The organism is Paracoccus sp. (in: a-proteobacteria), assembly GCF_035556475.1.
Taxonomy (GTDB): Bacteria; Pseudomonadota; Alphaproteobacteria; order Rhodobacterales; family Rhodobacteraceae; genus Paracoccus.
Genome location: NZ_DATMFA010000105.1, coordinates 41410 through 65311, shown reverse-complemented (window position 1 = coordinate 65311; position 23902 = coordinate 41410). Strand labels below are relative to the sequence as shown.

22 protein-coding genes, 2 tRNA genes and 1 pseudogene are annotated in these 23902 nt (G+C 68.5%); 14 read left to right on the top strand and 11 right to left on the bottom strand.

Annotated features, from left to right (window positions below; translation table 11 throughout):
* Positions 1-202 (top strand): annotated as a pseudogene (locus VNQ78_RS14555) (GTP cyclohydrolase II); the annotation flags it as partial.
* A 2-nt stretch (positions 203-204) separates the two neighbouring features.
* Positions 205-735, top strand: coding sequence for a L,D-transpeptidase family protein (locus VNQ78_RS14550; RefSeq protein ID WP_325691024.1), 531 nt, complete (start codon positions 205-207; stop codon positions 733-735).
* Positions 736-738: 3 nt separating this feature from the next.
* Here VNQ78_RS14550 and VNQ78_RS14545 read toward each other — a convergent pair whose 3' ends face one another.
* Complete coding sequence (locus VNQ78_RS14545; RefSeq protein WP_325691011.1) at positions 739-993, bottom strand: hypothetical protein; 255 nt, start codon at positions 991-993, stop codon at positions 739-741.
* 89 nt (positions 994-1082) lie between these two features.
* On the bottom strand, positions 1083-2177 hold the full coding sequence (locus VNQ78_RS14540) for a THUMP domain-containing class I SAM-dependent RNA methyltransferase (protein WP_325691021.1): 1095 nt from the start codon (positions 2175-2177) through the stop codon (positions 1083-1085).
* Between the two features lie 284 nt (positions 2178-2461).
* Here VNQ78_RS14540 and VNQ78_RS14535 point away from each other — a divergent pair, with 284 nt between their 5' ends.
* Positions 2462-3256 carry a VOC family protein gene (locus tag VNQ78_RS14535; RefSeq protein WP_325691009.1) on the top strand — a complete coding sequence of 265 codons (795 nt, stop codon included), beginning with the start codon at positions 2462-2464 and terminating at the stop codon, positions 3254-3256.
* Between the two features lie 59 nt (positions 3257-3315).
* On the opposite strand, the gene VNQ78_RS14530 is transcribed toward VNQ78_RS14535, so the two are convergent.
* Both VNQ78_RS14530 and VNQ78_RS14525 read right to left on the bottom strand, forming a co-directional pair.
* On the bottom strand, positions 3316-4110 hold the full coding sequence (locus VNQ78_RS14530) for a metallophosphoesterase family protein (RefSeq protein ID WP_325691007.1): 795 nt from the start codon (positions 4108-4110) through the stop codon (positions 3316-3318).
* Positions 4107-5054 (bottom strand): diacylglycerol/lipid kinase family protein, encoded by a 948-nt coding sequence (locus VNQ78_RS14525; protein ID WP_325691005.1) that lies wholly within the window; start codon positions 5052-5054, stop codon positions 4107-4109. The genes VNQ78_RS14530 and VNQ78_RS14525 overlap by 4 nt, the downstream gene beginning before the upstream one ends.
* 372 nt (positions 5055-5426) lie before the next feature.
* Between VNQ78_RS14525 and VNQ78_RS14520 the strand changes: the two genes are divergently transcribed.
* The 3 genes from VNQ78_RS14520 to VNQ78_RS14510 are packed head-to-tail and all read left to right on the top strand — an operon-like array spanning position 5427 to position 8044.
* Positions 5427-6608: an isochorismate synthase gene (locus tag VNQ78_RS14520; protein ID WP_325691003.1), complete on the top strand. Its 1182-nt coding sequence runs from the start codon at positions 5427-5429 to the stop codon at positions 6606-6608.
* Between the two features lie 15 nt (positions 6609-6623).
* Entirely contained in the window at positions 6624-7280 is a 657-nt protein-coding gene (locus VNQ78_RS14515) for an isochorismatase family protein (RefSeq protein ID WP_325691001.1), read from the top strand.
* Positions 7271-8044 (top strand): SDR family oxidoreductase, encoded by a 774-nt coding sequence (locus VNQ78_RS14510; protein WP_325690999.1) that lies wholly within the window; start codon positions 7271-7273, stop codon positions 8042-8044. The genes VNQ78_RS14515 and VNQ78_RS14510 overlap by 10 nt, the downstream gene beginning before the upstream one ends.
* A 16-nt stretch (positions 8045-8060) precedes the next feature.
* On the opposite strand, the gene VNQ78_RS14505 is transcribed toward VNQ78_RS14510, so the two are convergent.
* Complete coding sequence (locus tag VNQ78_RS14505) at positions 8061-8321, bottom strand: phosphopantetheine-binding protein (protein WP_325690997.1); 261 nt, start codon at positions 8319-8321, stop codon at positions 8061-8063.
* 7 nt (positions 8322-8328) lie between these two features.
* Positions 8329-9948, bottom strand: coding sequence for a (2,3-dihydroxybenzoyl)adenylate synthase (locus VNQ78_RS14500; protein ID WP_325690995.1), 1620 nt, complete (start codon positions 9946-9948; stop codon positions 8329-8331).
* Between the two features lie 210 nt (positions 9949-10158).
* On the opposite strand from VNQ78_RS14500, the gene VNQ78_RS14495 reads away from it, so the two are divergent.
* The 4 genes from VNQ78_RS14495 (at position 10159) to VNQ78_RS14480 (ending at position 13296) form a co-directional block, all read left to right on the top strand.
* The gene (locus tag VNQ78_RS14495) at positions 10159-11517 is read left to right on the top strand and encodes a condensation domain-containing protein (RefSeq protein ID WP_325690993.1); all 1359 of its coding nucleotides are present in this window, start codon (positions 10159-10161) and stop codon (positions 11515-11517) included.
* A gap of 106 nt (positions 11518-11623) precedes the next feature.
* Positions 11624-11698: transfer RNA gene (locus VNQ78_RS14490), tRNA-Gly, on the top strand.
* A gap of 182 nt (positions 11699-11880) precedes the next feature.
* Positions 11881-13155, top strand: coding sequence for a class I SAM-dependent methyltransferase (locus tag VNQ78_RS14485; protein ID WP_325690990.1), 1275 nt, complete (start codon positions 11881-11883; stop codon positions 13153-13155).
* Positions 13156-13222: 67 nt separating this feature from the next.
* A tRNA-Cys gene (locus VNQ78_RS14480) sits at positions 13223-13296 on the top strand.
* 88 nt (positions 13297-13384) lie between these two features.
* Here VNQ78_RS14480 and VNQ78_RS14475 read toward each other — a convergent pair.
* Positions 13385-13720 carry a DUF2794 domain-containing protein gene (locus VNQ78_RS14475; protein ID WP_414694079.1) on the bottom strand — a complete coding sequence of 112 codons (336 nt, stop codon included), beginning with the start codon at positions 13718-13720 and terminating at the stop codon, positions 13385-13387.
* A gap of 51 nt (positions 13721-13771) precedes the next feature.
* A complete protein-coding gene (locus tag VNQ78_RS14470; protein WP_325690988.1) occupies positions 13772-14350 on the bottom strand; it encodes a cytochrome b in 579 nt (192 codons plus the stop codon).
* Between the two features lie 158 nt (positions 14351-14508).
* Here VNQ78_RS14470 and VNQ78_RS14465 point away from each other — a divergent pair, with 158 nt between their 5' ends.
* A complete protein-coding gene (locus tag VNQ78_RS14465) occupies positions 14509-18357 on the top strand; it encodes an amino acid adenylation domain-containing protein (protein WP_325690986.1) in 3849 nt (1282 codons plus the stop codon).
* On the opposite strand, the gene VNQ78_RS14460 is transcribed toward VNQ78_RS14465, so the two are convergent.
* Positions 18350-19195, bottom strand: a complete 846-nt coding sequence (locus VNQ78_RS14460) for an alpha/beta hydrolase (protein WP_325690984.1) — start codon at positions 19193-19195, stop codon at positions 18350-18352. The genes VNQ78_RS14465 and VNQ78_RS14460 overlap by 8 nt on opposite strands.
* Positions 19196-19311: 116 nt before the next feature.
* On the opposite strand from VNQ78_RS14460, the gene VNQ78_RS14455 reads away from it, so the two are divergent.
* From VNQ78_RS14455 to VNQ78_RS14445, 3 genes are read left to right on the top strand one after another with little or no spacing between them, the layout of a single operon-like run.
* Positions 19312-20421: an ABC transporter substrate-binding protein gene (locus VNQ78_RS14455; protein ID WP_325690982.1), complete on the top strand. Its 1110-nt coding sequence runs from the start codon at positions 19312-19314 to the stop codon at positions 20419-20421.
* Positions 20418-21455, top strand: coding sequence for an iron ABC transporter permease (locus VNQ78_RS14450; protein WP_325690980.1), 1038 nt, complete (start codon positions 20418-20420; stop codon positions 21453-21455). The genes VNQ78_RS14455 and VNQ78_RS14450 overlap by 4 nt, the downstream gene beginning before the upstream one ends.
* Positions 21452-22225, top strand: a complete 774-nt coding sequence (locus VNQ78_RS14445; protein ID WP_325690978.1) for an ABC transporter ATP-binding protein — start codon at positions 21452-21454, stop codon at positions 22223-22225. The genes VNQ78_RS14450 and VNQ78_RS14445 overlap by 4 nt, the downstream gene beginning before the upstream one ends.
* Before the next feature lie 2 nt (positions 22226-22227).
* Here VNQ78_RS14445 and VNQ78_RS14440 read toward each other — a convergent pair whose 3' ends face one another.
* Both VNQ78_RS14440 and VNQ78_RS14435 read right to left on the bottom strand, forming a co-directional pair.
* Positions 22228-22647, bottom strand: coding sequence for a DUF1178 family protein (locus VNQ78_RS14440; RefSeq protein WP_325690976.1), 420 nt, complete (start codon positions 22645-22647; stop codon positions 22228-22230).
* Positions 22644-23888, bottom strand: a complete 1245-nt coding sequence (locus VNQ78_RS14435; protein ID WP_325690974.1) for a 3-deoxy-D-manno-octulosonic acid transferase — start codon at positions 23886-23888, stop codon at positions 22644-22646. The genes VNQ78_RS14440 and VNQ78_RS14435 overlap by 4 nt, the downstream gene beginning before the upstream one ends.
* Positions 23889-23902 lie beyond the last annotated feature (14 nt).

The window sequence follows — 23902 nt, the reverse complement described above, 5'->3', positions numbered from 1 at the left end:
CGATTTCCGCATTGGCGCCGGCATCCTGCGCGAAATGGGCTTTGGCAGTGTCCGGCTGATGACGAACAACCCCCGCAAGGTCGCCATGCTGGAAGGCCACGGCATCAGCGTGGCCGAGCGCGTGCCGCTGATCACGCCAAGGAACCGCCACAATACCGGTTATCTGGACGTCAAGGCCGCGAAATCGGGGCATCTGCTGTGAGGCTGGTGCTGACCCCCTCGGGCCTGCGTGTCGGCCGGCGGATCATCCCTTGCAGCATCGGGCGCGGCGGCATCAGCGGCGATAAGCGCGAGGGGGACGGCGCGACGCCCTTGGGCGAGCATCGCATCGTGGGCCTTCTCTATCGTCCCGACCGCGTCGCGCGTCCCGCCCGCTGGGCGCAGCCGATCCTGCCGGGCGATCTGTGGTGCGACGCCTCGGGGCACGAGGATTACAACCAGTTCGTCCGCGCTCCCTTTAGCCCCAGCCATGAGGCGCTGCGCCGCGCCGACCCGCTTTACGACATCGTGCTGATTACCGACTGGAACTGGCCGAATGCCGAGGCCGGCAAAGGCTCGGCCATCTTCCTGCACCAATGGCGCCGCCCGGGCTTTCCGACCGCAGGTTGCATCGCCATGGCGCGGCCCGACCTGATCCGGCTGGCGCGCGAAGTGACGCCCGGCGCCGAACTGATCGTGCCCGCCCTGCCCCGCTGGCCCGCGCGGCAGGCGGCGGCGCGCCACGGCAAGGATTAGAGGTCAGGGACGCTGGGTCATCCGCTCGACCGCCTCGGCGGTGCGGCGGGTATTGTCGTAGATGCCAAGGCCCAGATAGATCATCCCGCCCATGAGGATCAGATAGAAGGCCCCGCCGATCCAGGTGACGATGCCTTGCAGGAACCCGCCCTGCGCCGAGAACATGACGACCAGACCGGCAACGAACACGCCGATCGCACCAATTGCGATCAGCACGTTGATGATCCGTTCCATCCAGTAAATGAAGAAATCGCGCAATATCCTGTCCTCACAGTAAATATGCCTGTGGGGGATGCTGACACAGCCCCGCGCGTTCGGCAACAACCGGGAACGAAAAACCGGGCGCGCTATAGCGGCCCAGTCTGGAACAGCCGGATCTTCAGCCCGCCGTGCGCGACATAGGGGCCGGGGTCGCGGAACGGCAGGCCGGTCGCGCGGGCAAGCTGGGTGTCGCTGGTGACGATGGCGACGCGCCAGCCCTTGAACCTTTCGCGCAGCACCTCGCCCATCGCGGCGTGAAGGCCGAAAAGCGGACCCTTGTTGCCGATCCGCGCGCCATAGGGCGGGTTGATGATGACAAGACCCGGCGGCCCGGCGGGACGCTCAAGGTCGGCGATGGCGAGGCTTTCGAAGCCGGTCCAGCCGGCAAGCCCGGCGCGCTCGGCATTCTCGCGGCTCATGCGGATCGCGCCGGCGTCGCGGTCGCTGCCGTAAAAACGCGGCTCGGCCGGGGCGGTCGCGACGGCTTCGCCGCGCATCGCCTGCCATGCCTGCGCATCGAAGCTGACAAGCTGCTGGAAGGCGAAATCGCGGGCGCGGCCGGGTTTCAGCCCCGCCGCAATCTCGGCCGCCTCGATCACAAAGGTGCCCGAGCCGCACATCGGGTCCAGCACCGGCCCGGAGCCGTCGAAGCCGCATTGGCGCAGGAACATCGCCGCCATCGTCTCGCGCATGGGGGCCTTGCCGACCGCCTGCTTGTGCCCCCGGCGATGCAGCGACTCGCCCGAGGTGTCGAGGCTTATGGTGCAAAGGTCGTCCTCGATCCTGACCTTGACCGTGACCGGCGCGTCATCGGCGATGGTCGCGCCAAGGCTCTCGAGCAAGGCGGTCTCGATCCGCTGGGTGATGGCGCCTGCGTGATAGATGCGGGACTTGCGGCTGGTTGCCTCGACCCGGACGGGCACGTCGGCGCGCAGGAAATCCGCCCAGGGAAACCGCCGCGCCCGCTTGTCGAGCTGCGCCGGATGCATGGCGCGAAAGGCGCCGATGCGGACCAGAACGCGGGTCGCGCCCCGGATCTCCAGATTGGCGCGCCAGACCTCGGGCCAGCCGCCGGTAAAGGTGACGCCGCCCGGCTGGGCCTCGGCCGCGAAACGAAGCGCGCGGGCTTCCTCGGCCAGCGGCTCTTCGAGGCCGGGCGTGGCGACCAGAAAGATCTCCATCCGGCTCTGGTCGGCGGCCAAAGGCGCGGGCGTGGCCACCTCGGCTGCGGGGGCGGGTCGGGATATTGGCCGGGACGGCTTGGCGGGCCGGCGCGATTGCTGGGGTCTGGGGGTCATGGGATCATTCGCAAGGGATCGCGCATCATGCGTCACCTACGCGCGGAAGGCAATCTCGCGCCCCGGATTGCCGCCGAAATGGCGACAATGTTCCCCTGACCTTGCCCATTTCCCGAAAGCCCGCGCGGCATTAGGTTCCGGGCAAGCAAATGACAGGAGTTGAGCCAATGGCTACCAGTGACGCCCCCATCCAGATCGGTCGCGTGGCGCTGACGGTGCGCGATCTGGACGCAACCGGCGATTTTTACCAGCGCATCATCGGCCTCGACCAGCTTTCCGGCGACGGCACGGAAACCCTGCTTGGCGCGGGCGATGTGGCCCTGCTGCACCTGCGCGAGGACAAGGCCGCCCGCGCGCATCCCGAGGAAGCGGGATTGTTCCACACCGCTTTCCTTCTGCCTGACCGCAAGGCTCTGGGAAGCTGGCTGCGCCGGATCGCGGCCGAGGGGGTCGCGCTTGACGGCGCCTCCGACCACCTCGTCAGCGAGGCGATCTATCTGCGCGACCCCGAGGGCAACGGGATCGAGGTCTATGTCGACCGCCCCCGCGAAAGCTGGCAATGGCATGGCGGCGAGGTCACGATGGACACCGCCCGCCTTGACCTGCCGGGGGTGCTGGCCGCAGGCGACGACAATTGGCAGGGCGCGCCCGAGGGCACGGTGATCGGCCATGTCCACCTGCAGGTGGGCGATCTGGCCGAGGCCGGAGAGTTCAACATGGACCAGCTCGGCATGGACCTGACCTCGCACCGCTCGGGGGCAAGCTTCTTCTCGACCGGGGGCTATCACCACCACCTTGCCGGCAATATCTGGAACAGCCGCGGTGCCGGTCGGCGCAGCCCCGATGCGAGCGGCCTGTCCGAGATCGTGCTCTCCGCCGATCCCGAGGCGCTGGCCAAGCTGGGCGGGACCGAGTTCACCGATCCCTGGGGCACGCGGATCCGGGTCGAATCCAAGGTCTGATCCACGAAGCCGCCGGGCGAAGTTTGCCCGGCGGCTTCGGACCCAGATGACATGCGTGTCTAGTCGCCAGCGGGCCGCCAGCGCCCGTCGATGCGGGCAAAATGCAGATGCTCGGGCGGCCGGAAACCCGGCTCGCCCATCGGGGCGACATGGCGCGTGATCTGAAGGTCCGGCCCGTTGAAATCGAGGACGGCAAACTCGTTCTGCCGGTCGCCTTCACGCGCGCAAAGCGCAGTGCCCGCCTGGACCTGCAAAAGCCCCCGCCCCTCGGGCGGCAGGAAGGCTCCGGCCGACCAGACATGCAGATGCCCGCTCAGCACCACGTCGATCCCCTGCAACTCGAACAGCGCCAGCGCCTCGGGACCGCCGCGCATCAACTGCTTGTCCACCTCGGGACGCTGCTGCATCGGGTGGTGGAGGGCGACGATATTGATGCAATCCGGCTCGATCCCCTCGATGACGCGCCGCATCTGCGCGGCAGTCATCACGCCGCGCTGCCAGGCCATCGGATCGACGCTGTTGACACCCTGAACCCGGACCTTGCCGACATGGCCGATCGGTTCGAGGTTCTGGGCAATGGCGCGGCGATAGCGCAGATAGGGCTGCATCATCCGGTCGGTCAGCCGGTAGAGCGGGATGTCGTGATTGCCCGGAACCGCGATCAGCGGCGCCTCGATCCGGCGCAGGAAGGCGGCGGCCTCGGCGAATTGCGCGGACCGCCCGCGATGGGTCAGATCGCCGGTGACGACCACCAGATCCGGCCTTGCGCCATTCACCTGCTCCAGCAACGGCTCGACCAGTTCCTTGCGCTCGAAGCCGAAATGCAGGTCGGAAAGATGGATCAGTCGTGTCATGTCGCGTCGCGGCCACCGCTGCCCTCGGGCACCAGAATCGCCAGCGCCTCGGGCCAGACGCGGACCCGGAAGGGCGAATCCATCCAGCTCTTCTCGCCGTCATGGGCGATGTATTCGTGCTGCGGGATCGTCTCCAGCTCCATCTCCTCCGCGCTGATCAGGTCGAAATCCTCATAGCGCGCGGTCTTGCCGAGGGCGAGGCGCAATGCCGCGCGGATCAGCGGCCCGGGCCTGCGCGCCCGCGCGATCAGTAGGGCGAGCCGTCCTTCGCGGATGTCCTCGGCCCCGTCGAGGCTGAAGGCTTCAAGCTGGTAGGCGCTCTTGGCGACGAAGGCGAGGGCGGTGGTGAACTGCCGCTCCTGCCCGTTCGCCCGGACCGTCAGACGCAGCGGACGGCGCAGGTTCCAAAGCGCCGCGACCGCCGACCAATAGGCCGCGATGCGCGACCGACCCCAACGCTTATAGATGCTTTCGCGGTGCTTCAGGATCTCGGGATAGGCGCCGAAGCTGACATTGTTCAGAAAAAGCAGCCCGTTCATCTCGCCCGCATGGACCATCCGCAGGCTTGGCGCGTCGAAAACCTTCAGCGCCTCGTCGAGCGTCTCGCCAGTGCCGAGGTCGCGGGCGAAATAGTTGAAGGTGCCGCCGGGCATCACCGCCATGGCCGTCCCGGTTCCGGCGATCGCGGTCGCAACCGCGGCCTGCGTGCCGTCGCCCCCGGCCGCGACGATCAGGTCGAAGCCCGCATCCACCGCCGTGCGGGCGGTCGCCAGTACGTCCCCGCCCTTCTCGATATGGCGCAACTCCAGCCTCGCCACCCGGTCCTGCAGGCGCTGGCGGATCTGCTCGGCGATGGCCGCCCCGTCCTTGCGACCCGAGCCCATGTTGACGATCACGCAGGCGCTGGCGCGCGCTAGGTCATAGGAAGTTCCTGTCTTGGTCATCGCCCTTCTGCCGCTTTGTCGACACCCTTGCCAACACCCCGGCCGGGGCCGGGTTCCGCATTGCAGCATGATTGCGCCGATGGCGGATAGGCCGCCCACCTATTCCTGACGTTTTCACTTGCCTTCTCATCCCCCGTCTGACAGGTTTCGCGCGGGCAGCCCGCGCTGGACGCCACGTCCTCCGCCCGTCTGATCTTGTCTGCCGGTTTACCGGTGGCAGCAGACGCATTCGCCACCCGCCACCGTCACCAGTTGGAGTTTACGTCCCCGTCGTGGCCAGGCCCCTGGCCGCCCGTGACAAATTTTCGCCCCTTTTCGCCGGAACCCGGCTCCGGTCGGCATATGGGCTCAAAGCATTCGATGAGACACCGCATGAACATTCTGATGTCTGAGGCACAGGAACTTCTGGCTAGGCCCAGCCACGATCCGGTGCTGTTCGCCTTCGCCGGCCCCCAGGGCAATGTGATCGGCAAGGGCGCGCCCGTTCAGGTGGCGCGCGGCACGGCGACGACGCTGGCAAGCCGCGTGGCACGCGCCCTTGAGGATGCCGGCCCCGACGCCCTGATCGGCGGGGCCCTGCCCTTCGACCGGGCCGAGCGTGATTGCCTCTGGCTCTGCCGCCGCGCGCCTGCGCAAGGGGTGGTCCCGGCCGAGCCTGCCGCCCCGAGGCTCCGCCCCAGTCTGGTGGCCGAGCCTCCGGCCGCCGAATATGCCCGGCAGGTCGCCCGCGCGCTGGCCATCATGGACGAGGGGGCAGGCCAGACCGACGCGCTCGAGAAGATCGTCCTCGCCCGCACGCTCCGCATCGAAGCGGGGGAGGAGATCTCGGCCGAGGCGCTGATGGCCCGGCTGGGTCAGGATCCGGCAGTCACCGCATTCCGCGTGGCGCTGCCGCCCCGGGGACAGGCCCGGCGCGCGCTTGTCGGCGGCACGCCCGAGCTGCTGGTCGAGAAATCCGGCGCGGTCATTACCTCGCACCCGCTGGCCGGATCCGCCCGGCGCGAAGCGGACAGGTCCGCCGACCGCGCCGCCAGCGAGGCGCTGCTCAGGTCCGAGAAGGACCAGCGCGAACATGCCTTCGTCGTTGAATATATCATGGACACGCTTGCCCCCTGGTGCCGCGAGCTTGGCGCGCCCGAGGGCACGACCCTGACCAGCACCCAGAGCATGTGGCATCTGGGAACGCGGATCACCGGACGGCTGAAGGATCCCGAGACGCCCTCGGTCCTGCTTGCCGCGCTGCTCCACCCGACGCCCGCGGTCTGCGGCCTGCCGATGGCGCGGGCCTATGATCTGATCGGCGAGCTTGAGCCGGTCCCGCGCGATTTCTATGCCGGTGCGGTCGGCTGGTGCGACCAGCGGGGCGACGGCGCCTGGCATGTCGCGATCCGCTGCGCCGAGGTCAGCGGCCATGTCGCCCGCCTTTATGCCGGTGCGGGGATCGTGCCCGGCTCGGACCCGATGGCCGAAGCGGCCGAGACGGGGGCGAAATTCGGCGCCCTGCTTGCCGCGCTCGGCCTGCCGGCCGATGCTGCCCTGACGACGAACGACTGAAAAGAGAGACGCTGAATGGCCCTGCCCGGCATACCGAATTACGACCTTCCCCTCCAATCCGAACTGCCCGCGCCGCGCGGGCCGTGGCAGGCGCGGCGGGACCGGCTGGCGCTGCTGGTCCATGACATGCAGCGCTATTTCTGCCGCCCCTTCCCCGAAGGCGCGCCGCTTGCGCCGGCGGTCGAAAACATCGCCGCCCTGATCGCGGGCGCGCGCGCCGCCGGGATTCCGGTCTTTTATACAGCCCAGAAGGGCAACCAGTTCCGCCCGGATCGCGGGCTTCAAGCGGATCTGTGGGGGCCGGGGATGAGCGCCCTGCCCGAGCATGAGGAGATCCTGCCCGCATTGCAGCCCACCGAGGGCGACATCGTTCTGGTCAAGCACCGCTACAGCGCCTTCCAACGCTCGAACCTCGAAACACTGATGCGGGCGCGCGGGCGCGACCAGCTGATGATCTGCGGGATCTACGCCCATATCGGCTGCCTCGCGACGGCGGCCGAGGCGTTCCAGCGCGATATCGAAGCCTTCGCCATTGCCGATGCGCAGGCCGACTTCAACCGCGAGAAGCATGATCTGGCGATGCACTGGATCGCCGAGACCTGCGGCGTGCCGATGCTGACGGCGACGGCGCTGGATGTCTTTGGCGGGGCGGAGGCGAAATCATGCGCCTGACCGGATTCGAAGGGAAAACCGCCATCGTCACCGGCGGCGCGGGCGGCATCGGGCAGGCGATCACCCGCGCGCTTCTGGATGCCGGGGCAACCGTGGTCGCGACCGATCTTGCCGCCGCTTTGGAGGCGTCACCGCTGCCCGAGGGCGCCATCGCGCTTGCGCTGGACGTCCGCGACGGCGCGGCGGTCGACGGGCTGGTGGAACGGGTCGAGGCCCAACATGGCCCCGTCACGCTTGGCGTCCACGCAGCCGGCGTCCTCTCGATCGGGCCGCTGACCGAGATCGGGGCCGAGGAATGGGACCGGGTGATCGGCGTCAACACCACCGGCACCTTCAACGTCACCCGCGCGCTTGGCCGGGCGATGGCGCGGAACGGCGGCGGCGCGCTGGTCGCGGTCAGTTCGAACGCCGCCGGGATCCCGCGCAAGAACATGGGCGTCTATGCCGCCTCGAAAGCGGCGGCGACCATGATGATCCGCTGCCTCGGGCTGGAACTGGCCGAGGCAGGGGTGCGCTGCAATATCGTCGCCCCCGGATCGACCCTGACGCCGATGCAGACCGGCATGTGGACCGAGGATGGCGGCAGCGGTCAGGCGGCGGTGATCCAGGGCAGCCTGGAGCATTTCCGCACCGGCATCCCGCTGAAAAAGCTGGCGACGCCCGAGGATATCGCGGGCGCCGCCATGTTCCTGCTGTCCGATCAGGCGGGCCATGTCACCATGGCCGACCTTTATGTCGATGGCGGGGCGACGCTGCGCGCCTGAGCGCGCAGCACCACCCTCAGCGGCGGGCGCCGATCAGCGCCCACCATGCGTCCAACGTCGGATCGCGGGCCAGCTCGTCGAAGCTGGCCTCGATCCCCATCTTCTTCAGCTCGGCCGAGAAGGTCATCACCGCGATGGAATCGAGGCCGTAGAGGACCAGATTCTCGGCCGGGTCGATCTCGCATTCGTCCTCGATCATCGCGGTGACGCGGGCGGCCAGCCATTTGGGGCTGAGTTCGGTCTTTTCGGCCAGTTCCATGTTTTTCCTTTCAGGCATATTCGTCTCAGGCATTCTCGGTGGCGAGACTGTCGCGCAGGTGGCGCTTGTCGATCTTGCCCACCGCGGTCAGCGGCAGGGCAGAAAGCATGCGGAACCGGTCGGGCAGCTTGTATTCGGCGACGCCCGCGTCAAGCAGGTGGCGGCGCAAGGCGGGCGGGCTGAGCTTCGCCGCCCCGTCGCGCAGGACAAGGAAGGCGCAGCTTTTCTCGCCCAGATGCGCGTCGGGGGTCGCGACCAGCGCGGCATGGGTGATGTCGGGATGGCGCATCAGCAGGTTCTCGACCTCCTCCGAGGCGATCTTCTCGCCGCCGCGGTTGATCTGGTCCTTGATCCGCCCGACGACGCGCAGATAGCCGCCCTCGCGCACCACCACATCGCCCGAGTGATAGAACCCGTCCGCGTCAAAGGCAGTCGCGTTATGCTCGGGGCTGCGGTAATAGCCGCGGAAGGTATAGGGGCCGCGCGTCGCCAGCGCGCCGGGTGTCCCGTCCGGCACCGGATGGCCCTCCTCGTCCAGCACGCGCACCTCGTCATCCGGGCTGATCGGGCGGCCCTGCGTGGTAAAGACAGTCTCGGTCGGATCGTCGAGGCGGGTATAGTTCACCAGCCCCTCGGCCATGCCGAAGACCTGCTGCAAGCCGCAGCCCAGAAGTTCGGGCACGCGCCGCGCGGTCGCCTCGGCAAAGCTTGCGCCGCCGACCAGCATCAGCGTCAGGCTGGCAAGCCCTGCGCGCCGCGCCGGCTCCTCCTCGACCGCGCGCAGCCACAGCGCCACGGCGGGTGGCACCAGCGGCACCATCGTCACCCCCTCACGCGCGATCAGCTCGAAGCAGGACAGCGGCTCGGGGCTGGGCGCGAGGATCACGGTGCCCCCGGCATGAAAGACGCCAAGCGCGCCGGGGGAACTCAGCGGGAAGTTATGCGCCGCCGGAAGCGCGCAGAGAAACCGCGTCGCCGAGGTCACGCCGCAGATCGTCGCGCTGGCGCGGACGCTGTAGTCATAGTCGTTATGCGTGCGCGGGATCAGCTTGGGCGTGCTGGTGCTGCCGCCGGAAAGCTGGAAGAAGGCGACCTGATCGGCCGGGGTCGGCCCGACACCTGCCGGCATCTCGGGCCCCGGCGTCAGCCAATGGGCGAGGCTCAGCCCCTCGTCCTCCTCGCCCAGCAGCAAGACGTGGTGCACCCCGCCCGCGCGCAATTCATCGGCAAAGGCATCATCGCGGAACAGCTCATGCTGGCGCGAGGCGATGACCACGCCCGGCGCGATCTGGCGGGCATATTCGGCCATCTCCATCCGGCGGTGGCTGTAAAGCGCATTGACCGGGGCGACCCCGATCCGCAGCAGGGCGAAGAAGGCGACATAGAACTCGGCGACATTCGGGAGTTGCACCAGCGCCGTGTCGCCATGGCCCAACCCCGCCGCCGCCAGCCGCGCGCCAAGGTTGCGCGACAGCCGGTCAAGATCGGCATAGCTGAACCGCCGCGCGCCGCAGACGATCGCGGTCGCTTCGGGATTTGCAGAGATCTGCGCATCGAGGATCTGGGTCAGGGGCTGGTCGATCCAGTATCCGGCCTCGCGATAGCGATGGGCCAGATCCTGCGGCCAAGGGGTAAATTCAATCATGGCAAAGCAATCCTGTTCCTAAAACCCGCGGACCCGGCCGGGCAGATTCCCGCCTCGCCCCCTCAAGTCCGCTTGACGGCGCAAAATAGTCGAGTATTTTTATCCGGCTTTCTCTCTCGAAGCAAGCGGCCCGCGGATTTCCCCCGCGGGCCAGCCAGCTCCCTTCCCTCACAGGCAAAAGCGCAAGCCCCAAGGACGGGTATTTTTCCAATGACATTTCAATCCGAACTGACCGACCGGCCGCTGACGCTGGCCCAACTCGATTTCTGGGAGGAGTTTCGCCTTCACCCGAATGAGGCGGTCTCGACCGTCGCCCATGCGATCGAGTTCACCGGGGCTGTCGATGCCGAGGCCCTCGCTCGCGCGATCACGCGGACCATCGCGGAAGCCGATGTCCTCGCCCTGCGCTTCACCGAAGGCGCGGACGGTCCGCGCCAGAGCCTTGACCCGCGGCGGCGGCCCGAATTGCGGCGCATCGACCTGTCTGGCGAGGCCGCCCCCCTCGCCCGCGCGATGGAGATGATGGAGGCCGATGTCGCAGCCCCCCTCGATCTGGTCGCGGAACCGCTGGCGGCGGCATGGCTGGTCCGCCTCGGCCCGGATCACCTTGTCTGGTACAGCCGCGGGCATCACATCGTCCTCGACGGCTATGCGATGGGGATGATCGAATCGCGCGTCGCCCAGCTTTACGCGGCCGAGGTCCGGGGCGACGATCCCGGCCGGCCCTTCGGCCGCTTCGCGGATTATGTCGCGGAGGAGGAGGGCTATCGCGCCTCGCCCCGCCATGCCGCCGACGGCCTGCATTGGACCTCGGTTCTGGCGCAGCCACCTGCGCCGCGCGTGCTGCGGAAGGGGTCCGAGAACTATCCGACCGAGGAAATGGCGCATGAGGAATCCCTCACCGACCTGCGCGATCCCCTGCTCGCCCGCGCGGCAGAGCTTGGCATGGGCTGGCCCGACCTGCTGACCGCGCTCTGCTCGGCCTGGGCGGTGCTGCATCTGCGGGACGATTCGGCCGCGATGAGCGAGGACGGCCAAGGCCAGATCACCATGCCCGTCTGGCTGCCCTATCTCAGCCGGATGGGCAGCGTCGCGATGGGCGTACCCGCGCTGGTCGTGAACATCCTGCCCTTTGCCGCCTCGCTCGACCCCGCCGAGGGGTTGGAGACCACGATCAGGCGCCTCGCGACCGGGTTGCGCCGCCTGCGCCGCCACGGCCGCTACCGGATCGAGCAGATCGGCGCGGATTGGAGCCTTGGCAAGTCCGAGCGCTTCTTCTTCTCGCCCCTGATCAATGTCCTGCCCTTCGACCCCGCCCGCTTCACGGGCTGCGAGACCCGGCGCCACGTGCTTTCGAACGGGCCGGGCGACGGGTTCAACATCACCATTCGCGGCGATGCCGGGGCGGGCGGGCTGGAGCTGCGCGTCGACGCCGATCCGGCCCTGACCCCGCGCGCGGATTTCGCCCGGCATCGCGCGACCCTGCCCCGCTTCCTGCGCGCAGCACTTCAGGCCGGGGCCGGCGACCGTCCGGCCGGCCGCCTGATCCCGGCGCTGGAGACCTTGTGAGCGGGGATCGCAGATTTTTCACGGAATGCGTTTTTTCCCCTTGCGCCTCCCGGCGCGGTCCCATAAATGACCGCTCACCGGCGGCGACGAGCCAAGGGTATGGAGTGCGGGCGTAGCTCAGGGGTAGAGCATAACCTTGCCAAGGTTAGGGTCGTGAGTTCGAATCTCATCGCCCGCTCCAATATCTTCCCTCGCGGAAGAAAACGAAAAGCGGCCTTCGGGCCGCTTTTGTTTTTCAACGGCTTCACCATCGAAACCATCGTCACACGGGTCTTGACCCGACCCATGCGCCTGCGCTTAACCTAGGCTCGTATGGCAGGAACGGACCCCCGCAGGTCCGCGTTTCGCAAGACGAGGTGCGCCATGACCGCCGTAGATCGCATGATTCAATCCAAGCTTGACCAGCTTCAGGTGCCGCTGAGCGTCCGCCTTCCATCGGGCGAGAAGATCGGCCGCAAGGATGCCCCGGTCGAGGTCGTCTTCCACGACCTGACGGCGCTCGGCCAGCTCGCATCGGGCAATCTGGGCGGGCTGGGGGCCGATATCGTCTCGGGCCGGGTTTCGATCCAGGGGGGGATGCGCGATCTGATGCAGGTCGTCGCGGCCCTCGTCCCGGACGAAGGGCAGCCCCAGCGCCCCCGCCTCTGGCAGCGGGTCTGGTGGAGCCTCGGCTCCGTCCTGCACCACAGCCGCGCCCGCGATGCGGCGCAGATCCGGTTCCACTATGACGTCTCGGACGAATTCTACCAGATCTGGCTCGATCCGCTGCGGGTCTATTCCTGTGCCTATTTCCGCGACCCGAACATGAACCTCGCCCAGGCGCAGGTCGCCAAGCTTGACCATATCTGCCGCAAGCTCGATCTGCGCCCCGGCGAGCGTTTCGTCGATATCGGCGCCGGCTGGGGTGGGTTGCTGTTCCACGCGGCCGAGAATTACGGCGTGGACGCGACCGGAATCACCCTGTCGCAGAACCAGTTCGATCACGTCTCGCGGTTGATCGAGGAAAAGGGGCTGGGGGACCGGGTTCGCGTCCTCCTTTGCGACTATCGCGACCTGACGCCCGACCAGCCCTTCGACAAGCTCGCCTCGGTCGGCATGTTCGAGCATGTCGGGCGCGCCAATATGGCAACCTATTGCCGCCGCATCCATGACCTCTTGCGACCGGGCGGCATGGCGCTGAACCACGGCATCAGCGTGACCGGCCTTGACGAGGCGATGGTCGGCGGGGGGCTTGGCGACTTCATCGAGAAATACATCTTTCCGGGCGGAGAACTGATCCATGTCAGCCAGGCCATCCGGCAACTCTCGCAAGCCGGCCTCGAGATGGTCGATACCGAGAACCTGCGCCCGCATTACGCCCGCACGCTCTGGTGCTGGTCCGACCGGCTCGAGGCGCATCTGCCCGAGGCCGAGACCGTGCTGCAAAAGACCCTCGCCCCCGAGCGCGCGGCCGAGGTTCTGCGCGCCTTCCGCCTCTACCTCGCCGGCTGCGCGCTGGCCTTCGAGGAAAGCTGGACGGCGCTTTACCAGATCCTGCTGACCCGCCCGGACGGAGTGGGCGCGGCCTCCGACCTGCCAGGGACCGGCTCCTCCTATCCGTTCCGCCGCGACTATATCTATACGTCCTCACCCGGCTGAGTTCGCGAAACGCCGTCTTGCACCCCGCCGCCGAAGCAGCTAAACCCGCTGCCAATGCTACGGCAACGGCGGGTTGGCGGAGAGGTTACGCAGCGGATTGCAAATCCGTGAAGACCGGTTCGATTCCGGTACCCGCCTCCACTTCCCTTATTTCCGTCCCGACGTCCCACCTAGCATCGCGACGACCGATGACGCGGTGAAGGCTGTCCCTTCCGCGCCTGCTGACCCCCTACTCCACCGGGCGGATCAGCTTGCGCTCCAAAATGCGCAGGACGTTGGCGAGGTCGTGGCCGCGTTTCAGGATGCGGCCGTCCATGGCGATGACGGCATATTGGCCCTGCGCGGCGCGCAACTTCGGGCGCTTCTCGATCCGGTAGAGCGGATGCTCGGCCGCGCGGCGGAAGATCGAGAAGACCGCGACTTCGCGCAGGAAGGACATGGCATAGTCGCGCCACTCTCCTGCGGCGACCATCCGGCCATAGACCGACAGGATGAGCCCAAGCTCGGACCGGTCGAAGGCGACCCGGTCATGCTGCGAGGAAATGCCGGAGGGCGCATTCATCATGAAGGAATGGTGACACCTCGCTGCCCCGCGATCAATCGAAAACGCGCGGCCTCAGGCCCGGCGCCGGCCCGCCATCCGCGACAAGGTGCCGTCGCGCCACATGCCCTCGTGCAGCCCGACCATCACGACATGACCGGCGATCAGCGCCAGCAAAAGCCAGGCCAGCTCGCCATGCAGCGCATCGCCAAGCCCGACCATCCAGCCGATCGGGGGCTGCTGCGCGGCGAAAATCTGGAAGCCGAAGGGGGCGAAGGGGCGCTCGGAGCCATAGGCGCGCAAAAGCGCAAGAAAGGGCACCAGCGCCATCGCCGCATAAAGGGCGAGATGACCAAGACGCGCGGCAAGGCCCAGAAGCCCCGCGCCATGGCCGGGACGGTTGCGGCGGTTCGCGAAAGCCCAGACCACCCGCAGCAGGATCAGCAGGAAGAGGACCGTCCCCACCTTCTGATGCGAGCCGACGAAGAAGGAAACCAGCGGCGTGCGCCCGAGGGCAAGGCGCAGCCCCATGCCCAGGAACTGCCACAGCACCAGCGCCGCAATCGACCAATGCAGAAGCCGGGTGAGCCGCCCGTAGCGATCCGAAGTATCGCGCAAAGGCAGGCTCTCGGTGCTGTTTTGTCCCTGCGCCATGCGCCCCGTCCCTAAAGTTGACTAAATCTGTCCGCCACCGTAAGCCGGGCGACGCAACCGGGACAAGGGTCCGGCAGCCCATCTCACGCCAATTTGGTCTACCGAAAGTGCATGTCATGTCTTGTCTTTTGCCTCCAGCAACGCCGAACTGGGTTGAAATGACAAGCACCACCCCCGCGCCGAAAATCTGCCTGCCCCTGACCGAGGCGCAGGAGGGGCTTTGGTTCGCGCAGGCGCTGGACCCGGCCAATCCGCTGCTGAATACGGGGCAATATCTGGACCTCGTGGGGCCGCTCGACCGGGACGCGCTGGCCCGCGCCGTCAGCCTGACCATTGCCGAGACGCCCGCGCTGAGCCTGCGTTTCGTCGATCATGGCGACGGCCCGAGGCAGGAGGCGGGGCTGCCGCCGATGCTGGGCTTTGCCGATCTCTGCTCGCAGCCCAATCCGATGGGGCAGGCGCTGGCCCTGATGCAAAGCGACAGCAACCGTCCGCTGCGGCTGGCCGAGGAGCCGGCGGCGGCCTTTACCCTCTTCATGGTCGCGCCGGACCGGCACCTGCTTTACGAGCGGATCCACCATCTCGCGACCGACGGCTACGGGATGGTGCTGGTCACGAACCGGATTGCCGCCCATTACGCCGCGCTGACGGCTGGTGCAGCGCCCCCCGAGCCCTTCGGCCCGCTGACCCTCGCGACCGAGGAGGACGCGGCCTATCTCGCCTCGCCGCGCCGGGCCGCGGATCGCGACTGGTGGCATGGCGAGCTTGCCGGCCTGCCCGAGGTCACGGGGCCTGCCGGGGGCCGGGCGGTCAGCGACCACAGTTTCCATCGCGACTCGCGCCAGATGCCCCGCGACCTGCTGGCCGCGCTGAGCGCCTATTCGACCCAGCATCGCCTTGGCTGGCCGGATGTGCTGAACGCGCTTTGCGGCGCCTATCTTGCGCGCTGGACCGGGGGCGAGGTAGTGATCGGCCTGCCCTTCATGGCGCGCATGGGCCGCAAGATCGCGCAGCTTCCCTGCATGGCGATGAACGTCCTGCCCTTCCGCCTTGCCCCGGACGAGGACCAGCCTTTGCCGGAATGGCTGGCCGCGCAGTCGCGCCGCATGGCGCGGGCGCGTCGCCACGGGCTTTACCGCAGCGAGCATCTGCGCCGCGAACTGGGCCTGATCGGCATGACCCGGCGGCTTTACGGCCCGATCGTCAATGTGCAGCCCTTCGACCGCCCGCCGGAATTTCCGGGGATCGAGACGCGGCTCAATATCCTCTCGGCCGGCATGGTCGATGACCTGACCCTAACCTTCCGTGGCGACCCGGAGGCGGGGATGCTGTTCGAGGTCGACGCCAACCCCGCGCTCTATTCCGCCGAGGAGGTCGCGGCACATGGCGCGCGCATCCTCTCGTTTCTCGCCACCGCACTCGGGGCCGGAAGCCTTGCGGCGGTGCCGACCGCAAGCCCCACCGAGATCGCCGGGATCGAGGTGCGGCGCCGTGCCGCCCGGCACGAGGTTCCCAACACGACGCTGACCGCCCTGATCGCCGGGACAATCGCCCGGACCCCGGATGCGCCCGCCGTCAGCTTCGGCGACCGGACCCTCAGCTTCGCGGCGCTGGACCGGCAAAGCCAGGCGCTGGCGCGAAAGCTTCAGGATCTGGGCGCGGGCCCGGACGGGATCGTCGCGGTGGCGCTCGAACGCTCGCTGGAACTGCCGGTGGCGTTGCTGGCCTGCATTCAGGCGGGGGCGGCCTATCTGCCGCTCGACCCCGATCACCCGCCCGAACGCATCGCGGGGATCCTTGCACAGGCGCAACCGGTTGCTGTGCTGACCAGCGCGGATCTTGCCGATCTTTTCCCGGCGGATGCCCCTCTCCTCCTGACCGGGGACTGGCCGCAGCAAGGCCGCGCCGAGGGAAGCGCGGGGCCGGGCGATCTGGCCTATGTCATCTTCACCTCCGGCTCGACCGGCGCGCCCAAAGGCGTCGCGATCGAGCATCGGGCGATCGTGAACCGGCTGATCTGGATGCAGGCGCGCTACGGCGTCGATGCCAGCGACCGCATCCTGCAAAAGACCCCCGCGACCTTCGATGTCTCGGTGTGGGAGTTCTTCCTGCCGATGATCGCCGGGGCAGAGCTGGTCATGGCACCGCCCGGCGCGCATCGCGACCCGGCGGCCATTGCGCGGCTGATCCGGGATCGCGGGATCACGACGGCGCATTTCGTTCCCTCGATGCTCTCGGCCTTCCTCGCCTCGCCCGCCTCGCAGGGGCTAACGCTCAGCCGCGTCTTCTGCTCGGGCGAGGAATTGACGGCGGACCAGCGCGACCGCTTCCACGCGCGGATCGGGGCGGAGTTGCACAACCTCTATGGCCCGACCGAAGCCGCAGTCGATGTCAGCGAATGGGCCGCGACGCCCGAGGACCGATCGAACCCCATCCCGATCGGCTTTCCGGTCTGGAACACCTCGCTCGAAGTGCTGGACGACCGGCTGCGGCCGGTCCCCGCCGGGCTTGCCGGGCATCTTTATCTGGGCGGCGTGCAGCTTGCCCGCGGTTATCTGGGCCGCCCCGACCTGACCGAGGAGCGTTTCGTCACCGTCGCGGGTCGTCGCCTCTATGCGACCGGGGATCTGGCTCGGCTCCGGCCTGATGGGGCGACGGTCTATCTGGGCCGTTCGGACCATCAGGTGAAGATCCGCGGCCTGCGCATCGAGCTGGGCGAGATCGAGGCCGCGATCATGGCCACCGGCCTTGCCCGCGAGGCGGTCGCCATCGCGCGCGAGGATCATGGCGGAGACAAACGGATCGTCGCCTATCTGGTCCCGGCCGAGGGTTGGCAGCCCGGCCTCGTCAACGAGCGGCTGGCGACGACGCTGCCCGTCTATATGATCCCGCAGGCGGAGGTCGCGCTGGAGGCGCTGCCGGTGACCGCGAATGGCAAGCTTGACCGCAAGGCCCTGCCCGCCCCGGATTTCGATGCCACGGGACGCGCGGCCGACAGCCCGACCGAACGCCGCCTTGCCCGGCTTTACGCGGAAATCCTGCATCTCTCTGCCCCTGCCCCGGCCGAGGCTGATTTCTTCGCGCTCGGGGGCGACTCGCTCAGCGCGGTGCGCCTCGCGCAGGCGATCGAGGCGGAAACCGGGCGCGATCCCGGCCTTGGGACGATCTTCGAGCATCCGGTATTGGCCGCGCTGGCCAATGCGCTTGACCAGCATGTGCCGCAGGGCGACGGCCTTGGCCCGGTCCTGCTGCTGGCCGAGGGGAACGCGGATGCAGCACCCCTTTTCCTGATCCATCCGGCGGGCGGCCTCGGCTGGGGCTACCGCAGGCTCGCGCGTGCGCTGGCCCCCGGCCGGCGGGTCTATGGCCTCCAACATCCGGGCCTCGATCCCGAGGTGGCGATACCCGACGACCTCGCGGGCCTTGCCGAGGACTACGCCGCGCGTATCCTTGCCCTTGCTCCGGGTGGGGCGGTCCATCTGGCCGGCTGGTCGGTGGGCGGCATCCTCGCGCAGGAGATCGCGGTCAACCTCACCGCGCTAGGCCACAAGCCCGGCCTTGTCGCGCTGCTCGACAGCTATCCCTGCGACGTCTGGCGGGATGAGCCAGAACCGGACCCCGCCGCCGCGCTTCGGGCGCTCCTCGCCATCGCGGGCCACGACCCCGAGGCGCATCGCGACCTGACGACGCCCGAGGCGGTGGTGAGCTTCCTGCGACAGGGCGGCTCGGCGCTGGGGTCGCTGCCGGAATCGGTGCTGCATGGCGTGGTGCGGGTGGTGACCGGGACGAACCGGCTGATCCGCAACCACCATCACCGCCGCTATGAGGGCGTGCTGACCCATTTCCGCGCCGCCCGCGACCATCAGGACCGCGACCTTCAGGCCGCGATGTGGGAACCCTATGCGGCCGCGGTCGATACCGTCGAGGTGCCCTTCCTCCATGCCGAGATGGTCTCGCCCGAGGCGGTCGCGATGATCGCGCCCGAGATGGCCCGGCGGCTCAGCTAGCCGCGAAAGGCAGCGCCAGCGGGAAAGAGCCGGCCAGCGTCTCGATATGGACATGGCCCGCCAGCACATGCGGATCGGCGCGATGGCCGGGATGCCGGGCCAGATCGGCGATAAAATTCATTGTCGCGGGCGCCGGCCCGTCCGGCGGCGGACCCGATGAGCCGCTGCGCTTCTCGCGGTCGCCAAGCGCGACCAGCAGAGGCAGCGAGGCCGGGGCGGCCGCGGCGGCGATGCGGCGCATCAGGGCCTCATCCCACCAGATTGAGGGGCTGATCGCGGCATAGCGCGCGAAGGCCTCTGGCCGGGTCAGCAGCGCATAAAGCGTGAAGAGCCCGCCGAAGCTGTGCCCCCAGAGCGTGCGCCGCGCCGGATCGACCGGCAGGCCCGCCTCGGCCTCGGTCCGCAGAATCCCGGTCAGCCGGTCGTGAAAGATCTTCGCGCCGCCGACCGTCCGGGTCGCATCCACGTGATCGGGGCGCAGGCCATCCCCCGGCCCATCGGGCGGGGTAAAGTCCAGAATCCGCTGGGTCCGGGCGAACTGCCGCTCGGTATCATGGCCGATACCGACGATTGCCAGACCGGGGACCAGCGCCAGATGTTCGGGCGTCAGGAAATCGAAGGCGGCATTGCCGTCCAGCATGTAGAGCAGCGGATAGCCCGCAGCGGGCGGCGGGGCTTTCGGCATCGCGATCAGCAGCCGATAGCCCGAACCGGTCGCCACCGTCTTTTGCGTCAGGCTATGGGTCGGCGCGCCGGTCTGCAAAATCCGCAGCAAGGCCGGGCGACGGGCGTGATCCGGCCCCACGCGGCCATGAACAGCAGGATCGGGTTGCGACATTTCAGAACCATCGATTAGTTGACAAGGGCAGTCAGGAATATAGGTTGCGCGCTCAGCGACGCCAGCCGAAAAATCGGTCAGCCCGCCGCGCCCCCGCCCCTGTTCCAGAGACGCCCATGCAACTGCCCCGCCTTCTCATCGCCGTTCTCGGCCTCGCCGCCGCGCTGCTGGGTCAGGCCGGCGCGGCACAGGCCGACATCACCGTTACCGACATCCTCGGGCGCGAGGTTACCCTTGACCAGCCCGCCCATCGCATCGTGCTGGGCGAGGGGCGGCATCTCTCGGTCCTCGGGCTGATCCATGATGATCCGGTCGCGCTGGTCGCGGGCTGGCGGCTCGACAAGCCGCTGGACGAGCCGACGATGGCAGCCTATGGCGCGAAATTCCCGGCCATCGACCAGATCCGCCCGGTGGGCGCCGGCAATCGCGGCCTTTCGGTCGAAAGCGTGATCGCCCTCGACCCCGATCTGGTGGTGCTGAGCCTGATCGACGAGAAGGACACGGCGATGAAGGTCGCCGAAGCGCAGCTTGCCGCCGCCGGCATCCCGGTCGCCTATGTCGATTTCTTCTCGCATCCGCAGGAAAACTCGATCCCCAGCCTTCGCATCCTGGGCCAACTGACAGGAGCGGAGGCGAGGGCCGAGGAGTTTGCCGAGTTCTACGACACCCGCCTCAACCGCATCCGCGAGCGGCTAGCCGATCCGGCGATTCCCCGGCCGCGCGTCTTTTTCCACGTCCATGCCGCGCCGGTGAATTGCTGTTCGACCGTGGGCACGGGCGTTTTCAATGATTTCATCACCACCGCGGGCGGCCAGAATATCGGTGCCGATCTGGTCAAGGGTGTGCTGGGCAACAGCTCGCTGGAATTCCTGATCGGCGCCGACCCCGACATCTATATCGCCACCGGCGGCACCCATATGGCGGCGCGGGGCGGGCTGGTTCTGGGCTCGGGCGTCGATGCGAAAACCGCCGGGGCGAGCTTTGACAAGCTGATCTCGGCCCCCGGCTTCGCCTCGCTGCGCGCGGTCGAAGAAGGGCGCGCCGCCGGGGTCTGGCATCTGTTCAACGACTCGCCAGTCCATATCGCGCTGATCGAATACCTCGCCAAGACCTTCCACCCCGATCTTTTCGCCGATATCGACCCGGCCGCGACGCTGGCCGAGATCGAGGCCCGCTTCGCCCCGGTCAGCGTGCCGGGAACCTGGTGGGTCAGGCAGGAACCATGACCGAAGCGACGCTCGCCCTCTATCACCGGCAAGGCCGGCGCCATGCGGCGCTGGTCGGCGCGCTGGTTCTGGCGGCGCTGGCCGCGCTGCTGCTGGACCTCGTCACCGGCCCCTCAGGCCTGCCCTTGTCGCAGACGCTCAGCACACTGGCCGGGGCCGAGGCTGGACGCGCCGCGCAGGTCATCGTCTGGGACGTGCGCCTGCCGGTCGCGGTCATGGCGCTGCTGGTCGGGGCGGCGCTGGCGCTGGCCGGGGCCGAGATGCAGACGGTCTTGGAAAACCCACTGGCCGAGCCCTTCACGCTCGGCGTCTCCTCGGCCGCCGCATTGGGTGCGGCGACCGCCATCGTCCTCGGCCTGACCCTGCCCGGCCTTCCCCCGGTCTGGAGCGTCTCGGCCAATGCCTTCGTCTTCGCGGTCGGCGCGCTCATGCTGCTGCAACTTCTCGGCCGCCTCAGGGGCGGCGGGCCCGAGGTGCTGGTGCTGTTCGGCGTGGCGCTGAACTTCACCGCCGCCGCGCTGCTGGCGCTGGTGCAATTCGTGGCCTCGGCCGATGCGCTGCAACAACTGGTCTTCTGGTCGATGGGCAGCCTTGCCGCGACGCAATGGCCGGGTGTCCTGCTGATCGCGGCGATCCTTGCTGCAACCGTGCCCTTCTCGTTCGGCGCCGCATGGCGGCTGACCGCGCTGCGGCTGGGCGAGGATCAGGCCCGCAGCTTCGGCGTCGACGTGACCGCGCTGCGGCGCTGGACATTGCTGCGGGTCAGTCTGCTTTCGGCGGCCGCCGTGTCGATGGTGGGGGTGATCGGCTTCGTCGGGCTGGCCGGGCCGCATATCGCGCGAATGCTGGTGGGCGAGAACCACCGCGTCTTCCTGCCGGCTAGCGTGCTGACCGGGGCGCTGGTCATGTCGCTGGCCTCGACGCTTTCCAAGACCGTGGTGCCGGGCGTGCTGCTGCCGGTCGGGCTGGTCACGTCGCTGATCGGCCTGCCGATCTTTTTCGCGCTGATCCTGCGCGGGCGGCGGCGCGGATGAACGAGGGGCTTTCCGTCACCGACATATCGGTCCGCTATGGCAGCCGCCCGGTGCTGTCCGGGCTGACCCTGCCCCGCATGTTGCCGGGCGAGGTCACGGTCCTTGCCGGACCCAACGCGGCAGGGAAATCGACCCTGCTGCGCGCCATTGCCCAGATCGCCCCCTATCAGGGCAGCGTCACGCTGGACGGCCGCGACCTTCGGCACCTGCCCGCGACCGAACGGGCCGGGCTGATCGGCTTCATGCCCCAGACCCTGCCCTCCGCCACCTCGCTCATCGCGCTCGAGGCGATCATCGCCGCCCTGCGCGCCGGGCGCACCCTGCCCGCGCGCGAGGCGGATCACGCGGCCATGTCGATCATGGAAAAGCTGGGCATCGCGGCCCTCGCGCTGGAACCGATCGAGGCGCTCTCGGGCGGGCAGCGCCAGATGGTCAGCCTTGCGCAGGCCATCGTCCGCGATCCGCGCCTGCTGCTGCTGGACGAGCCGACCAGCGCCCTCGACCTCGCCCGTCAGGTCCGGCTTCTGTCCGAGCTTCGCCGCCTTGCGGCCGAGGGGCGGATCGTCGCCGCCGTTCTCCACGACCTCGCGCTGGCGGCGCAGTGGGCCGACCGGATCGTGCTGATCCATGACGGCCATGTCCATACGCATGGCCGCCCCGAGGAGGTGCTGACCCCCCGCCTTCTGGCCGAGGTCTACGGCGTCAGCGCAAGGGTCGAGCGCTGCTCGAAAGGCCGGCTGATGGTGCTGATAGACGGAGAGATCGCCTGATCTCAGTTCGCCCGCTGGCGAGAGCGGAAGGGCAGCGGCGCGACGGGAATCCCGTCCTCCAGCAGCTTCTTCGCGTCGTCGAGCCTCGCCTCGCCGTGGATCGCGCGCGAGGGGACCGCCCCCTCATGCATCGCCCGCGCCTCCTCGGCGAAGGACATGCCGACATAGTCCGAGTTTTCCTCGACATGGCGGCGCAGTTTCTCCAGCGCGGCCTCCTGCTCGTTTCTCGGGGAATGCAGGTCGCGGTCAGGGCGCGGCGAGGTGGCGACGCCGGGCGCCATCAGGACCTTTTCGACCGCGACGGAACCGCAATGGGTGCAGGCAACCTGCCCCGCCTTCCTCAGGGTCTCGAAACCCTCGGAGGAGCGGAACCAGCCGTCAAACTCATGCTCATTGTCGCAGCGCAGATCATAGCGGATCATTTTTCGTTCCTTTCCCGCCAGATATCGGATCTGGCAGGGTCTTTCGCAAGGCCACCCCGCGCAAGGTCGAGGATTCGTGCGACGAGCGGTTGCGGATTCCCGGCGCGCGACAACAGCATCTCGCGCGCCCCCTTGCCCATCCGGTGCTGCCGGCGGGCATCCCCGGCCAGCGCGGCAAGCCGGCGGGGCAGATCCTCGGCCGTGCAGGCCTCGGCGGCGCCCGCCGCGTCCAGATCGGCATAATCCGCCGCATGGTTCGCGACATGGGGGCCGTGCAGGATCGCGCAGCGCCAGCCCGCCGGCTCCCACGGCGTATGGCCGCCATGGTCCGAGAACGAGCCGCAGGTGATGCAGATCCCCGAGGCCGCATACCAATCCGCCATCTCGCCCAGCGTATCGGCCAGCAGAACGGGTGTATCGAGCCCGCCGCCCTCGCTCCTGCGGCGAAAATCGACCCCCTTCTCGCGCAGCAATGCCGCGACCGCACCGCCGCGCACCGGATGGCGCGGCGCAAGGATCAGCCGCAGGCCGGGAACCTCGGCCCGCGCCGCAAGATAGGCGTCGATCATGGCCGCATCCTCGCCCTCATGGGTCGAGGCGGCCAGCACGGTCAGGGCGCGCGCCGGGCTGTCCGCCGGCGGCTCGACCCGCGCGGGGTCCAGAAGCTTCAGGTTCAACCGCGTGCCCACCGCCTCCTCCGGCAGCCCCAGCCGCAAAAGCCGCGCCTCGCTCTCGGCATCCTGGGCCGAAAGCAGGTCGATCCGCTCCAGCATCGGCCTGATCAGCCGGGGCAGCTTCGCCCAGCGCTCGGCCGAGCGCGCCGAAATCCGCGCGCCGACCACGACCTGCGCCACGCCAAGTTCGGCCGTCATCGCCGAACGGTTGGGCCAAAGCTCGTTCTCGACCGTGACCAGAACGGCAGGCTCCACCCGGTCGAGAAAGCGCCGCACCGCCTGCGGCAGGTCAAGGGGCGCCAGCATCGCGGTATGGCCCAGCTTTCGCGCCAGCGCCCGCCCGGTCGTGCTGTTCGTGGTAACGACGACCCGCGCCTCGGCCGCAAGCGCGGCGACCAGCGAACGCGCCGAGGTCAGTTCCCCAACACTCGCCGCATGCAGCCATATGCTGCCCGGAACCACCTCCGGCCCGGTCAGGGCCAGACGCTCGCGCCAATCGGCACCGGAAAGCGGCGCGGCCAGCCGCAATGCCGCGCCCGCAAGAGCTGTCGCCCCGCGCCAGATCATCGCCGGTGTTCCAG

Excerpts from the sequence above, each read along its gene's own strand:
- VNQ78_RS14540 (WP_325691021.1), bottom strand. The coding sequence starts at position 2,177 with ATGGAGATCTTTCTGGTCGCCACGCCCGGCCTCGAAGAGCCGCTGGCC.
- VNQ78_RS14535 (WP_325691009.1), top strand. The coding sequence starts at position 2,462 with ATGGCTACCAGTGACGCCCCCATCCAGATCGGTCGCGTGGCGCTGACG.
- VNQ78_RS14530 (WP_325691007.1), bottom strand. The coding sequence starts at position 4,110 with ATGACACGACTGATCCATCTTTCCGACCTGCATTTCGGCTTCGAGCGC.
- VNQ78_RS14525 (WP_325691005.1), bottom strand. The coding sequence starts at position 5,054 with ATGACCAAGACAGGAACTTCCTATGACCTAGCGCGCGCCAGCGCCTGC.
- VNQ78_RS14520 (WP_325691003.1), top strand. The coding sequence starts at position 5,427 with ATGAACATTCTGATGTCTGAGGCACAGGAACTTCTGGCTAGGCCCAGC.
- VNQ78_RS14515 (WP_325691001.1), top strand. The coding sequence starts at position 6,624 with ATGGCCCTGCCCGGCATACCGAATTACGACCTTCCCCTCCAATCCGAA.
- VNQ78_RS14510 (WP_325690999.1), top strand. The coding sequence starts at position 7,271 with ATGCGCCTGACCGGATTCGAAGGGAAAACCGCCATCGTCACCGGCGGC.
- VNQ78_RS14505 (WP_325690997.1), bottom strand. The coding sequence starts at position 8,321 with ATGCCTGAAAGGAAAAACATGGAACTGGCCGAAAAGACCGAACTCAGC.
- VNQ78_RS14500 (WP_325690995.1), bottom strand. The coding sequence starts at position 9,948 with ATGATTGAATTTACCCCTTGGCCGCAGGATCTGGCCCATCGCTATCGC.
- VNQ78_RS14495 (WP_325690993.1), top strand. The coding sequence starts at position 10,159 with ATGACATTTCAATCCGAACTGACCGACCGGCCGCTGACGCTGGCCCAA.
- VNQ78_RS14485 (WP_325690990.1), top strand. The coding sequence starts at position 11,881 with ATGACCGCCGTAGATCGCATGATTCAATCCAAGCTTGACCAGCTTCAG.
- VNQ78_RS14475 (WP_414694079.1), bottom strand. The coding sequence starts at position 13,720 with ATGATGAATGCGCCCTCCGGCATTTCCTCGCAGCATGACCGGGTCGCC.
- VNQ78_RS14470 (WP_325690988.1), bottom strand. The coding sequence starts at position 14,350 with ATGGCGCAGGGACAAAACAGCACCGAGAGCCTGCCTTTGCGCGATACT.
- VNQ78_RS14465 (WP_325690986.1), top strand. The coding sequence starts at position 14,509 with ATGACAAGCACCACCCCCGCGCCGAAAATCTGCCTGCCCCTGACCGAG.
- VNQ78_RS14460 (WP_325690984.1), bottom strand. The coding sequence starts at position 19,195 with ATGTCGCAACCCGATCCTGCTGTTCATGGCCGCGTGGGGCCGGATCAC.
- VNQ78_RS14455 (WP_325690982.1), top strand. The coding sequence starts at position 19,312 with ATGCAACTGCCCCGCCTTCTCATCGCCGTTCTCGGCCTCGCCGCCGCG.
- VNQ78_RS14450 (WP_325690980.1), top strand. The coding sequence starts at position 20,418 with ATGACCGAAGCGACGCTCGCCCTCTATCACCGGCAAGGCCGGCGCCAT.
- VNQ78_RS14445 (WP_325690978.1), top strand. The coding sequence starts at position 21,452 with ATGAACGAGGGGCTTTCCGTCACCGACATATCGGTCCGCTATGGCAGC.
- VNQ78_RS14440 (WP_325690976.1), bottom strand. The coding sequence starts at position 22,647 with ATGATCCGCTATGATCTGCGCTGCGACAATGAGCATGAGTTTGACGGC.
- VNQ78_RS14435 (WP_325690974.1), bottom strand. The coding sequence starts at position 23,888 with ATGATCTGGCGCGGGGCGACAGCTCTTGCGGGCGCGGCATTGCGGCTG.